Origin of the sequence: Curtobacterium sp. 22159, assembly GCF_052045775.1 — a bacterium.
Taxonomy (GTDB): Bacteria; Actinomycetota; Actinomycetes; order Actinomycetales; family Microbacteriaceae; genus Curtobacterium.
On sequence record NZ_JBQEPN010000001.1, the window covers coordinates 182,368 to 194,471 of the forward strand.

Annotated in this window: 11 protein-coding genes; 7 read left to right on the forward strand and 4 right to left on the reverse strand. The window is 71.6% G+C overall.

What is annotated here, in order from left to right:
• Positions 1-54: 54 nt before the first annotated feature.
• The 3 genes from ACTJKO_RS00925 to ACTJKO_RS00935 are packed head-to-tail and all read right to left on the reverse strand — an operon-like array spanning position 55 to position 3,504.
• Positions 55-789, reverse strand: a complete 735-nt coding sequence (locus tag ACTJKO_RS00925) for a copper homeostasis protein CutC (RefSeq protein ID WP_440684729.1) — start codon at positions 787-789, stop codon at positions 55-57.
• Positions 786-2,327 (reverse strand): M81 family metallopeptidase, encoded by a 1,542-nt coding sequence (locus ACTJKO_RS00930; RefSeq protein ID WP_440684731.1) that lies wholly within the window; start codon positions 2,325-2,327, stop codon positions 786-788. The genes ACTJKO_RS00925 and ACTJKO_RS00930 overlap by 4 nt, the downstream gene beginning before the upstream one ends.
• Positions 2,320-3,504: an ROK family protein gene (locus ACTJKO_RS00935; RefSeq protein WP_440684733.1), complete on the reverse strand. Its 1,185-nt coding sequence runs from the start codon at positions 3,502-3,504 to the stop codon at positions 2,320-2,322. The genes ACTJKO_RS00930 and ACTJKO_RS00935 overlap by 8 nt, the downstream gene beginning before the upstream one ends.
• Before the next feature lie 217 nt (positions 3,505-3,721).
• Between ACTJKO_RS00935 and ACTJKO_RS00940 the strand changes: the two genes are divergently transcribed.
• The 5 genes from ACTJKO_RS00940 (at position 3,722) to ACTJKO_RS00960 (ending at position 10,096) form a co-directional block, all read left to right on the forward strand.
• On the forward strand, positions 3,722-5,512 hold the full coding sequence (locus ACTJKO_RS00940; protein ID WP_440684735.1) for a peptide ABC transporter substrate-binding protein: 1,791 nt from the start codon (positions 3,722-3,724) through the stop codon (positions 5,510-5,512).
• A 93-nt stretch (positions 5,513-5,605) separates the two neighbouring features.
• Complete coding sequence (locus ACTJKO_RS00945) at positions 5,606-6,565, forward strand: ABC transporter permease (protein WP_440684737.1); 960 nt, start codon at positions 5,606-5,608, stop codon at positions 6,563-6,565.
• Positions 6,562-7,455 (forward strand): ABC transporter permease, encoded by an 894-nt coding sequence (locus tag ACTJKO_RS00950; protein ID WP_440684739.1) that lies wholly within the window; start codon positions 6,562-6,564, stop codon positions 7,453-7,455. The genes ACTJKO_RS00945 and ACTJKO_RS00950 overlap by 4 nt, the downstream gene beginning before the upstream one ends.
• Positions 7,455-9,143: a dipeptide ABC transporter ATP-binding protein gene (locus tag ACTJKO_RS00955; RefSeq protein ID WP_440684741.1), complete on the forward strand. Its 1,689-nt coding sequence runs from the start codon at positions 7,455-7,457 to the stop codon at positions 9,141-9,143. Before ACTJKO_RS00950 ends, ACTJKO_RS00955 begins: the two co-directional genes overlap by 1 nt.
• Positions 9,140-10,096 carry an ROK family protein gene (locus tag ACTJKO_RS00960; RefSeq protein ID WP_440684743.1) on the forward strand — a complete coding sequence of 319 codons (957 nt, stop codon included), beginning with the start codon at positions 9,140-9,142 and terminating at the stop codon, positions 10,094-10,096. Before ACTJKO_RS00955 ends, ACTJKO_RS00960 begins: the two co-directional genes overlap by 4 nt.
• A gap of 90 nt (positions 10,097-10,186) precedes the next feature.
• On the opposite strand, the gene ACTJKO_RS00965 is transcribed toward ACTJKO_RS00960, so the two are convergent.
• The gene (locus ACTJKO_RS00965; RefSeq protein WP_440684745.1) at positions 10,187-10,645 is read right to left on the reverse strand and encodes a DUF4383 domain-containing protein; all 459 of its coding nucleotides are present in this window, start codon (positions 10,643-10,645) and stop codon (positions 10,187-10,189) included.
• 168 nt (positions 10,646-10,813) lie between these two features.
• On the opposite strand from ACTJKO_RS00965, the gene ACTJKO_RS00970 reads away from it, so the two are divergent.
• Positions 10,814-11,701, forward strand: coding sequence for an SDR family oxidoreductase (locus ACTJKO_RS00970; RefSeq protein ID WP_440684747.1), 888 nt, complete (start codon positions 10,814-10,816; stop codon positions 11,699-11,701).
• Complete coding sequence (locus tag ACTJKO_RS00975; protein ID WP_440684749.1) at positions 11,701-11,997, forward strand: Dabb family protein; 297 nt, start codon at positions 11,701-11,703, stop codon at positions 11,995-11,997. Before ACTJKO_RS00970 ends, ACTJKO_RS00975 begins: the two co-directional genes overlap by 1 nt.
• Positions 11,998-12,104 lie beyond the last annotated feature (107 nt).

Here is a 12,104-nt window from a genome sequence, read left to right on the forward strand (position 1 = left end):
CGTCAAGCACGTGTCAGCGCCGTCCATTCCCGCGTGACGACGGCGGGACCGCGGTCAGTCGTCGAGGGCGCGTCGTGCGGCGGCGACGACCTCGGCGTCGGTCACGAAGTGTGCCGAACCGTCGTCCGAGCCGCCCATCGGCACACCGGCGTGTGCGCTGTCCGCCGCGGGACGCTTCGCGGAGAGGTGCACGGCGGTCGCTCCGGTGGCGATGAGCGTCCGGACGTCGGCGGGGGTGACGCCCGCGCCCGCCATGACCTGCACGGGACCCGCAGCGGCGGCCATGCGGGCGATCGTGTCGGCACCCGCCACCGCGGTGGGGGCCCCGCCCGAGGTCAGGACGCGGGTGAACCCGAGCGCAGCGAGCGAGGCCGCGGCCGCGACGGGGTCGGCGGCGTGGTCGATCGCTCGGTGCAGCGTGACCTCGGCGACGGCGCTCACCGAGCGGGCGGCGTCCACGAACCGACGGAGGACGTCCTCGTCGAGGGTGTGGTCCGGACGGAGGGCACCCACCACGACGCCGGCGGCACCGGAGCGGAGGACCGTGCGGACCTCCCGTTCCATCAGCTCGACCTCGTCGCGGTCGTGGACGAAGCCGCCGGGCCGGCATCGCACCAGCGCGTGTGCGGGGATGCCCGTCTCGTGCGTCATCTCGACGAGCGCCTGCGACGGGGTGAGGCCACCGAGCTCGAGGCCGACGCAGAGCTCCACCCGGTCGGCGCCGCCGTCCCTCGCGACGATCGCCCCCGCGGGGGAGGTGACGGCGATCTCGAGTGCGGCAACGGTCATCGAACGGCTCCGAGGGGCTGGTCCGAGGCGGGGATGATCCTGGCGGTCAGGTCCGGCGCCTCGGGGAACACTCGATCGTAGGGGAACATCGGGCGCGCGATCCTGTGGTGCCCGAGCCGTTCGAGGTCCTGGTCCACCCCGCCCGGCGTCAGCGCCAGCATCCAGTCGGCGGACATGTCGAACAGCTCCGGTTCGAGGTAGCCGATCTTCACGATGACGATGTCGGCCTCCCGCGGGGCGAGGTCGAGGTCGGTGAAGTCGTGCTCGTGGTGGTACGGCTTCCGCAGCTTCGTGAGGATCGCGAAGACGCTGCCGACCTGCAGGACGACCTCGGTCTCCGCGTCCCGGTCACCGTGCTTGACGGCGTGGACGCGCCCGGTCATCGTGATCGGCCCCGCGTGCACGTCGTCCACCTCGGCGCCCGCGGTCACCGTGACGGTGGCGCCGACACCGGCGGCGACGGCGGTCGCGACGGCGTCCGGCCCGGGCACGCTGGCGTAGATCACGACCGGACCCGAGCCGTCGCGGAACTCCGGCCGTGCGAGCACCTGCGTGAGCCCCCAGGTCATGTCGCCCGAGCCGCCCGCGGTCGGGTTGTCGCCCGAGTCCGAGATGAAGTACGGCCGCGCGGCTCCGGGGGCGAGGGCTGCGGCGAGGCACTCGTCGAACGAGCCGGTCGGTGCGACGAACACGAAGTCCTCGCGCACGTCCCAGAACGCCCGTGCCAGCCGTTCCGCCCCAGCCGCGACGGCGGCTTCGTCCCACCCGGTGACCACCGTGACGGCGCGGTCGCGCGGCTGGTCCGCCCAGGCGTACCCGACCCAGATCGCGGCGTCGAGGACGCCCTCGGTCCGCTCGACCTCGGGCACCTGCGCGTACAGCGACGCGGCGGGCTCGATGCGCGTGGACGTCTGCTCGCCGGGCAGGAGCACGGGGATCGGGACCCACGCCTTGACCGGACGCTGCTGCCCCGCCGGTCGGGTGGTGAGCACGTCGACGAGGTGCCGGACGGCGCGCTCCTTCGTCTCGAGCGCGTCCTCGTGCGGGGCCATCCGGTAGCAGGTGACGAGGTCGACCTGGTGGGCGAGCTCGGCCGTGACGTTGCCGTGCAGGTCCATCGACGCGGAGACGATCACGTCCGGCCCGACCACGGCGCGGATGCGTCCGAGCAGGTCGGACTCGGCGTCGTCCAGGCCCTCGACGACCATCGCACCGTGGATGTCGTACCAGAGCCCGTCGACGGGTCCGGCGTCCACGATCGCGCCCAGCCGTGCGACGATCTCGTCCGCGAGTTCCTCGTACGAGGCGCGCTCGACGACCCCGCCGGGCAGTGCGTGCCCGATGAGCGCCCCGCGGAACTCCGCCCGCTCCGACAGCGGCGCGAGGAACGGGTACCTGGCCACGACCTCGTCGCCGCGATCCGGGTGGAACGCCGGTGCGAGGGTCCTCGTCGGCGTGAACGTCGACGTCTCGATCGCGAGCCCGGCGATGGCGATGACGGGACGACGGGTGGGTGCTGCGGACGCGTGGTCAGACACGGACGCTCCTGTTCCTGGTGGTCGACTGGGGGATGGGGGCGGATCGTTCCTCGAGCGACGCGGCGAGGCCCCGCTGCAGCGCGAACTGCCCGGCGCCCACGAGCCCCGCGTCGGCGCCGAGCGACACGGGCTCGATCGCGAGGTGCTGCGTCATGAGCGGGTGGCAGCTCTCGTACAGCTGGCTGCGCACCGCGGCGATGAACGGGTCGAGGGTGGAGAGGATGCCGCCGAGGTACACGGCGTCCGGGTTGAAGAAGTTGACGTTCGCCGCGAGCACCTCGCCGAGGTACCGCCCGGCCAGTCGCACGGCCCGGGTGGCCTCGGGGTGGGCATCCGACGCCAGGCGGACGACGTCGGCCGTGGACGACACCGCGACGCCGGCACCGGAGAGGATCCGGACGAGGGCGGCGCCCGACGCCACGGTCTCGAGGCACCCGGTGTTGCCGCACGAGCACGGGGTGTCCCCGGCCGCGTCGATGCGCACGTGCGTGATGTCCCCGGCCGCGCCGGTGGAGCCGCGGTAGAGGCGTCCGTCGATGACGATCCCGGCACCGATCGCCGAACCCGCCTTGATCGTGATGGTCTGCCGACGCGCCGGGTCCTGCACGGTCTGCTCGCCGGCAGCCATGCAGTTCGCGTCGTTGTCGACGATCGCGGGCAGGCCGAACCGGTCGGCGAGCCACGCCGCAACGGGGAACCCGTTCCAGCCGGGCATGCGACTCGGCAGGTCGACGACGCCCGCCTCGACGTCGACCGGGCCGGGCAGGCTCAGCCCGACGCCGCGGAGCCCGGCGCGGCCCCGTTCGTCGACGAGGTGCTCGAGCAGGTCGGCCAGGCGCTGCAGCCCGGCGGTCGGGCCGTCGGAGAGCGCGAACGGGACGTTGGCGACCGACTCGAGCGCGCCTCCCGGCAGGACGATGCCGATCCGCGCGTGCCCGCCACCGACGTCCGCGGCGACGGCGTACTCGTCGACTCCGCCGATCCGGAGCACCTTCCGGGGGCGACCGCCTGTCGAGACGTCGGTGCCCTCCTCGGCGAGGATGCCGTGCTCGAGCAGCTGCGCGACCACGTGCGACACGGTCGAGGGAGCCGCGCCGAGGACGTTCGCGATCGCGGTCCGGCTGGATGCCTGTCCCGAGGCGACGAGCTCGAGGACGCGGGCGCTGAGGTCCGGCACGACTTTCTCCAATCCGGGCGGAAGGGGACCGGGAGGCCCGATCTGCCGCGAGCCTACGGGGCGGAACGGTCCGGAGACCCTTTCGTCGGTTCCGCAGTAACGCAGTTTTTACATCGAGATGTTTGTTTTTCCAACCGGTTTGGCCATTGACTGTGCCCTGTGCCGACCGGCACGCGTGCTCCACCTCCCCGAAGTCCCTCGCACAAGGAGACACCGCATGTCCAAGCCCCGTCGCTGGGCGCTCCTCACCGGAGCAGTGGTCGCCGCGAGCGCCCTGCTCGCCGGCTGTTCCTCGGGCGGCAACGCCTCGTCGAAGACCGACGAGATCAACTACGCGCTGCCCGCCAACTTCACGCCGAACTGGATCCTCCCGATCGGCACCGCGGCCCACCTCAACACGAACAACGGCTCGATCGCCCAGGCGCTGTACGAGCCGCTCGTCGCCTACGACGGGTCGACCGGCAAGATCGCGTGGAACAAGGCCGGGTCGGTCGCCACCGACGTCTCCTTCGCCTCCGACGCCAAGAGCGCCACGATCACGCTGGGCGACCGGCACTGGTCCGACGGCAAGCCGATCACGAGCCGGGACGTCGAGTTCTGGTTCAACCTCATCAAGGCGAACAAGGACCAGTGGGGCTCGTACTCCGAGGGCAAGGCGCCGGACGACTGGACCGCCTTCAAGGCCGTCGACGACACGCACTTCACCATCACGTTCGACAAGGCGTACAACCCCGACTGGATGCTCGCCAACCAGCTGAGCCACATCATCCCGCTGCCCCAGCACACCTGGGACAAGACGAGCGCCGATGCGAAGGTGTCCGACGCCGACCGGACCGCCGCGGGTGCCAAGCAGGTGTGGAAGTACCTCAACACCGCCGCCGGGAAGATCTCCGACTACGCCTCGGACGACCTGTGGAAGACGATCTCCGGTCCGTACGGCGTCTCGTCGTTCAGCACCGCCGGCAAGGTCACGCTCACGGCCAACAAGAAGTACGACGGCGGTGAGAAGCCGTCCATCACGACGGTCAACCTGCTGCCGTTCACCACGTCCGACGCCGAGGTGAACGCGGTCCGCTCCGGCGAGGTCGACTACGGCTACATCAACGCCACCGACATGGACCAGAAGTCGTCCTTCACCTCGAAGGGCTACGAGGTGCAGCCGTGGACCGGCTGGGCGATCACGTACATGCCGTACAACTTCAACAACCCGACCATGGGCGCGGTCTTCAAGCAGCTGTACGCCCGCCAGGCGGTGCAGATGTCGATCGACCAGGAGTCGCTGTCGAAGGTCGTCTTCAACGGCACTGCGACGCCGACCTACGGCCCGGTCCCGCAGGCACAGGAGTCCGACTACGTCTCCGACGTGCAGAAGTCGAACCCCTACCCGTTCAGCACCTCGAAGGCCAAGGACCTCCTCACCAGCCACGGCTGGACCGAGAAGGGCGGCACCATGGTCTGCACCGACCCGGGCACGTCCGACAGCCAGTGCGGCGAGGGCGTGGCGCAGGGCACGAAGTTCACCATGCAGGTGCTCTCGCAGTCCGGCTCGACGGTCACGGACAACATGATGAGCGCCATCCAGTCCTCGCTCGCGAAGACCGGCATCGGGTTCACCATCAAGACGGCGCCCGTGTCGAGCGTCCTCTCGCAGACCCCGACGTGCACCTCGGACGAGGCGAGCTGCAAGTGGGACCTGTCGTTCTTCGGCACCGCCGGCAGCTGGTACTTCCCGGCCTACCCGACCGGCGAGGCGCTCTTCCAGACCGGCGGCTCGGCGAACTTCGGCAGCTACTCCGACGAGCAGGTCGACCAGCTCATCGACGCGACGACCACGTCGCCCGACGCCACCGCCGTGCAGGACTACAGCGCAGCGGTCGCGAAGGACCTGCCGGTGATCTGGCTCCCGAGCCCCGACTACCAGATCTCGGTCGTCAAGAAGGGCCTGACCGGGTTCGACCAGGACTCGCTCGCGAACTTCCACCCCGCCCAGTGGAAGTGGAGCAAGTAGCCACGTGACCAGTGACGGGAGGCGCGGTGTGCGTCCGACGCGCACCGCGCCTCCCGTCCGCACCACCCCACGCAACCAGACGACGGAAGCAGCATGAACACTGCCCTCTACCTCACCAGACGGGTGCTCCAGGCACTCGCGGTGGTCCTCATCGTGACGATCGTCGTGTTCTGCCTCCTGCACGCGCTGCCCGGCGGCCCCGCACGCGGCGTGCTCGGTGTCTCCGCGACGCCCGCGCAGATCACCGCGTTCAACCAGTCCCAGGGCCTCGACCAGCCGCTGCCCGTGCAGTACCTCCGGTTCCTCGGGCGGCTCCTGACCGGCGACCTCGGCACCTCGTACACGCTCAACGAGCCCGTCTCGCAGCTCATCGCCGAGCGCCTGCCGAAGACGCTCGTCCTCACCGGGATGTCCGCCGTGCTCGGGCTCGTCGTCGCGATCCCGGTCGGCATGTGGCAGGCGGTCCGACGCAACGGCGCGGTCGACTACGCGGCCACGGCGCTCGCGTTCGTGTTCTACTCGACGCCCGCGTTCTTCCTCGGCCTGGTGCTCATCATCGTGTTCAGCCAGCAGCTGCCCTGGCTGCCGTCGCAGGCACCGAGCGGGAACACGCTCGCCGAGGTCTTCCAGGACCCCGCCGGGCTCGTGCTCCCCGTCGTCACCGGCGCCCTCGCGATGATCGCCGTGTTCAGCCGGTACATGCGCGCGGCGACGCTGGAGAACCTGCAGGAGGACTACGTCCGCACCGCCCGGGCCGGCGGCGCCTCGACCGTGACGATCCTGCGGCGGCACGTGTTCCGGAACTCGCTCACCCCGGTGGTGGCGATGCTCGGCTACTACCTGCCGGTGCTGTTCGGCGGAGCCCTCGTCACCGAGCAGCTCTTCAACTACCCCGGCATGGGGCTCCTGTTCTGGAACGCCGCGCAGTCGTCGGACTACCCGACCCTGCTCGGGTGCGTCCTCGTCATCTCGATCGCGACGGTCGTCGGCACCCTCCTCGCCGACGTCGCGCAGTCGCTCATCGACCCCCGAGTGAAGGCAGGCCGCGCATGACCGCCGTCCAGATGGTCCCGGAGGCACCGGGAGCCCCGATCACCGTCGCATCGACCGGGTGGCGCCTCGCCGTCCGGCGCTTCCGCCACAACACCCTCGCGGTGATCGGCCTCGTCGTCATCGTCGTCATCGTGCTGTTCTGCTTCGTCGGCCCGTTCCTGTACCCGACCGACCAGACGCACACGCAGCTGTCCCAGGCGAACCTCGCGCCGAGCGCCGGCCACCTGCTCGGCACGGACGCCGTCGGCCACGACGTCCTCGGCCGCCTGATGTACGGCGGCAAGGTCTCGCTGATGGTCGGCATCGCCGCCGGCATCCTCGCGACGGTCGTCGGCACCCTCTGGGGCTCCGTCGCCGGCTACGTCGGCGGCTGGGTGGACGCCGTCATGATGCGCGTGGTCGACGCCGGCATCGCGATCCCCGCGCTGTTCATCCTGCTCGTCATCTCGGCGATCACGACCCCCGGCGTGTGGGGCCTCATCGTGATCCTCGGCCTCGTGTCGTGGCTGGTGCCCTCCCGCCTCATCCGTGCCGAGACCCTGACGCTGAAGAACCGCGACTACGTGCTCACCCTCCGCGCGATCGGTGGTTCGCACGCCCGGGCGATCGGCCGGCACCTCCTGCCGAACTCGGTGTCCACGATCGTCGTCGCCGCCACGTTCCAGGTCGCCGACGCGATCCTCCTCGTCGCCTACGTCTCCTACCTCGGCCTCGGCGTGCAGGCACCCGCGACGGACTGGGGCGGCATGCTCTCGGCGGGACTCACCGCCGCCTACTCGGGACGCTGGTGGCTCATCGTGCCGCCGGGTCTCGCCGTGATCCTCGTCGTCTGCGCGTTCAACGCGGTCGGCGACGGGCTCCGGGACGCCTTCGACGTGAGGGGCCGTTGATGTCCATCCTGACCACCACCGACCTCGGGGTCACCTTCCGCACCGAGTCCGGCACCGTCGACGCGGTCCGCGAGGTGAGCCTGCACGTCGAACCGGGGGAGACCCTGGCGCTCGTCGGCGAGTCCGGTTCCGGCAAGTCCACCGTGGCGCTCGCCGCGATGGGGCTGCTCTCCGGCAACGCCACCGCGACCGGGAGCGCCGTCGTCGACGGACACGAGGTCGTCGGCGCGGCCGAACCGTCGCTCCGGTCGCTCCGCGGCTCGACCGTCTCGATGGTCTTCCAGGAGCCCGCGACCGCCCTCGACCCGCTCACCCGCGTCGGTGCGCAGATCGCCGAGGTCGTCCGGAACCACGGCGACGTCTCCGCCTCCGAGGCCGCGGCACGCGCCGTGGACCTGCTCGACCGGGTGGGCATCCCCGACCCGGCCGCCAGGGCGCGGGCGTACCCGTTCCAGCTCTCGGGCGGCCAGCGGCAACGCGTGGTCATCGCCATGGCGATCGCGAACTCGCCGAAGCTCCTCATCGCGGACGAGCCGACAACGGCGCTCGACGTGACGGTGCAGGCCGAGATCCTCGAGCTCCTCCGGGCGCTCGCCGCCGACACGGGCACCGGCGTCCTGCTCGTCACGCACAACATGGGCGTGGTCGCGGACTTCGCGGACCGGGTCGCGGTCATGCTGCAGGGCGAGATCGTCGAGACGGGAACCGTCGAGGACGTGCTGCTCCGTCCGCAGCACGACTACACGAAGCGGCTGCTCGCGGCGGTGCCGCGGCTCGCGGTGGCGGGAGCGCCCGCAGCGCCGGCGGCCTCGGCCGTTCCGTCGTCCTCCTCCTCGTCCGCTGACGGGAGGCGCGACGCGGCCCCGGTGGTCGACCTGCGTGACGTCTCGGTGACGTTCGGGCGCGGTGCGCGCGCGGTCCACGCCCTGCGCGGCATCGACATCGCCGTGCACGCCGGCGAGACCGTCGGCCTGGTGGGGGAGTCCGGCTCGGGCAAGTCCACCGCGGCCCGCGTCGCACTCGGTCTCGTGAAGCCGACGTCGGGCAGCGTGCACCTGTTCGGATCCGACCTGGGATCCACCAGGGCACGTGACCGCACGGCGCTCCGGTCCGGCATCGGGGTCGTGCTGCAGGATCCCGTGGCGTCGCTCGACGCCCGGATGTCCGTCGCCGAGTGCATCGCGGAACCGCTCGCCGTGCACCGCCGTCGGATGGGCTCGGCCGAGCGGCGGAAGCGCATCGACGAGGTGCTCGACGCCGTCCGGCTGCCGCGGACCCTCGCGTCGCGTGCGCCCCGGGAGCTCTCCGGCGGCCAACGGCAGCGCGTCTCGCTCGCCCGTGCCCTCGTGCTCTCCCCACGGCTGCTCGTCGCCGACGAACCCACCAGCGCGCTCGACGTCAGCGTGCAGGAGACCGTGCTCGAGGTGCTGCGCGAGCTGCAGGGCGACCTCGGCTTCGCCTGCCTGTTCGTCTCGCACGACCTCGCCGTCGTGCAGCAGTTCGCCGAGCGGGTCGTCGTGATGCGCCAGGGCGTCGTCGAGGAGCAGGGCACGACGGACACGACGCTCGTGCACCCCACCACCGACTACACCCGGCGGTTGCTCGCCGCCGTTCCCGTGCCCGACCCGATCGTGCAACGGCAGCGCCGTGCCGAGCGGCTCGCGATCCTCGCGGCGGTGACCGCGTGATCGCCGGGGAGCCGGGTGCCCTCGCCTCGGGAGCGGTCGTCGCGGGTGTCGACGTCGGGGGGACGAACACGAAGGTCCTCCTGGCGACGCCGGCCCTCGACGTGATCGACCGCATCGACCTGCCGACCCCCGCACACGCGGGCGGTGCCGCGATCGTGACCGCCGCCGTCGGTGCGGTGACCGACCTACTCGACCGGCACCGCGCCTCCCTGGCCGGTGTCGGGGTGGGCGCCGCCGGCGTGGTCGACGCGACCACGGGGACCGTCCTCGTCACCGGCAACTCGTTCACCGGGTGGGCCGGGTACGGCGTCACCGACGCGGTCACCACGGCGCTCGGCGTCCCGGCGACGCTCGACAACGACGTGAACGCGTTCCTGCTCGGCGAGGTCGCCACGGGCGCCGTCGCCGGTGAGTGCGACGTGCTCGGCATGACCCTCGGGACCGGTGTCGGCGGAGCGCTCGTCCTGGGCGGTTCCCTGTTCGCCGGGCCGCGCGGCGCCGCGGGGGAGATCGGACACGTACCCGGGTTCGGCGACGCGCTCTGCACCTGCGGCCAGGTCGGGCACCTCGAGACGATCGCGGGTGCGCGGGGCATCGCCGACCGGTTCGCCGAACGGTCCGGGCGTCGGCTGTCCGCCCGCGAGGTGGCCGATGCCGCCCGTGCCGGCGACCCGGACGCGTCCGCCGTGTTCGACACGGCCGGATGGGGTCTCGCGCGTGCGGCGCTGCTCACGGCGGGGATCCTGGACGTGACGACCGTCGTCATCGGCGGGGGGATCGCCCGGTCGTGGGACCTGCTCGAGCCCGCGATCACCGCTGCCATCGCCGCGGAGCCGCCCGTCAGCGGCGCGCCGATCCGCCTGGCGCAGTCGACGCTGGGGTCGGACGCCGTCGCGCTCGGTGCCGCCGCGCAGGTCCGCGACCTCGTGCTCGGCGAGGCTGCGACGGTCTGAGCGCGGCGGCGCGGTGCCAGCGCACACAGAAGCCGGCCCGAACCACCTGATCACGTGGTTCGGGCCGGCCCCGTTCGTGCCGCACGCAGGTCAGGCCCGGCGTGCCCCCACCCGCGGCAGGAGCAGCCCGAGGACGATCATCGCCACGGCCAGGATCAGGTGCAGCACGTTGTCGGCGCTGTTCAGCGGCACGAAGTTCGCGCCGCCGGCCATGCCCGCCGTGAAGAGGCCGTAGACGAACAGCACCGCGTAGACGATGCCGCCGACGACCAGGTAGAGCCGTGCGCCGCGTGCGCTCCGCGCCGCCAGGAGCCCGACGACGCCGAACAGCAGGTGCACGATGTTGTGCAGGACCGAGACCTGGAAGAGCCCGAGCAGGAGCGCCATCGAGCCGTGCCCGGCCATGGACATCGTGCCCATGTCCATCGTCAGGCCCGGGATGAAGCCGGCGATGCCGACGATGAGGAAGACGACCCCGAAGACGAACGCGCCCTTCTGGGTCCACGTCGAGCCGTACCCGACCCGGTTGGATGCTGCGTTGCTGGTCATGCTGTGACCTCTCTCTCGCGGTGGTCCGGCGCTCCGCTGCGACCGGTCCGGGCGCTCATGACGCCCATCGCTCGTTCGGAGCGGATGTCCGAGCGGTTTGCGCCGGTGCGTCGTCCGCGTTCAGCGGACTGTGCCCGCACGGAGCGGACCGCGGGCATCGTGGACGGCATGAGCCAGTACGACAAGCGCGACCCGAACACCCTCTACCCGGCGCCGCCGTTCCCGGAGCAGGAGCAGTCGCTGCCGGGTGCGGCGTGGAAGATGGACCCGGAGCCGGACCACGGCGAGCAGAGCTACGTCGGCAAGGACCGGCTGACCGGCTACCGAGGCATCGTCACCGGCGCCGACTCGGGCATCGGCCGTGCGGCCGCCATCGCGCTCTCGCGTGAGGGTGCCGACCTCGTCCTGTCGTACCTCCCCGACGAGCAGGAGGACGCCGAGCAGGTGCGGGACCTGCTCGAGGGCGAAGGGCGCCGTGCCGTGCTCTTCCCGGGCGACATCTCGGACGAGCAGTACTGCTCGGACCTCGTGCAGAAGGCGGTCGACGAGTTCGGCGGCCTGGACGCCCTCGTCATGGTGGCCGGTCGGATGGACAGCAACGACGACCTCCTCACCCTCGACACCGAGCACTTCGACTCCACGTTCAAGACGAACATCTACTCGCTGTTCTGGCTCACGAAGGCCGCCGTGCCGCACCTCGAGCCCGGCTCCTCGATCGTCACGACCGGCTCGATCCAGGCGAGCACGCCGTCCCCGGACAAGATCGACTACGCCGTGTCGAAGAGCGCCGTGAAGACCTTCACCGAGGCCGTCGCCCAGCAGCTCGCGCCGAAGGGCATCCGCGTGAACTCGGTCGCACCCGGCCCGGTGTGGACGCCGCTGCAGCCGGGCTCCGACGACGCCGAGACCGTGTCGCACTTCGGCGAGGGGTCGCCGTTCGGACGCCCCGGCCAGCCCGCCGAGCTCGCGGCCGCCTACGTGCACCTCGTCAGCCCCGAGTCGAGCTACCAGTCCGGGTCGACCGTCACGGTCGCCGGCGGGACCCCGGCCTTCTGATGGCGGGCACGACGCACGTGGTCCTCGTGGAGTGGGACCGGACGGACGGACGATCGGCGTCCGCGGACGCGCTCGCCCGTGAGCACCTGACGCGGATCGAGGGCGTGGAGTCGGTGCGCTCCGGCGAGAGCGTCAGCACCGAGGGGCTCGAGGGCGGGTTCGACTGGATGCTGGTGGTCCGCTTCCGGGACCGGGCGGCGCTCGAGGCGTACCTCCCGCACCCGGAGCACCAGCCCGTCGCGACGTTCATCCAGGGCGCGAGCGCCCGCGTGGTGGTCTTCGACATCGACGACTGACCGGTCCCGCCGGTCGCCTATCATGGAGTGACGACGGGCCGGTTCCCGGAACGTCGCCAGCCGGAGGCCCCGTTCGCGGGGCCTTCGTTCTTCCCGGGGTCCGCTTG

What these genes read in the sequence shown, in the direction of transcription:
- ACTJKO_RS00925 (WP_440684729.1), bottom strand. Translation starts at nt 789, where the DNA reads ATGACCGTTGCCGCACTCGAGATCGCCGTCACCTCCCCCGCGGGGGCG.
- ACTJKO_RS00940 (WP_440684735.1), top strand. Translation starts at nt 3,722, where the DNA reads ATGTCCAAGCCCCGTCGCTGGGCGCTCCTCACCGGAGCAGTGGTCGCC.
- ACTJKO_RS00945 (WP_440684737.1), top strand. Translation starts at nt 5,606, where the DNA reads ATGAACACTGCCCTCTACCTCACCAGACGGGTGCTCCAGGCACTCGCG.
- ACTJKO_RS00950 (WP_440684739.1), top strand. Translation starts at nt 6,562, where the DNA reads ATGACCGCCGTCCAGATGGTCCCGGAGGCACCGGGAGCCCCGATCACC.
- ACTJKO_RS00955 (WP_440684741.1), top strand. Translation starts at nt 7,455, where the DNA reads ATGTCCATCCTGACCACCACCGACCTCGGGGTCACCTTCCGCACCGAG.
- ACTJKO_RS00965 (WP_440684745.1), bottom strand. Translation starts at nt 10,645, where the DNA reads ATGACCAGCAACGCAGCATCCAACCGGGTCGGGTACGGCTCGACGTGG.
- ACTJKO_RS00970 (WP_440684747.1), top strand. Translation starts at nt 10,814, where the DNA reads ATGAGCCAGTACGACAAGCGCGACCCGAACACCCTCTACCCGGCGCCG.
- ACTJKO_RS00975 (WP_440684749.1), top strand. Translation starts at nt 11,701, where the DNA reads ATGGCGGGCACGACGCACGTGGTCCTCGTGGAGTGGGACCGGACGGAC.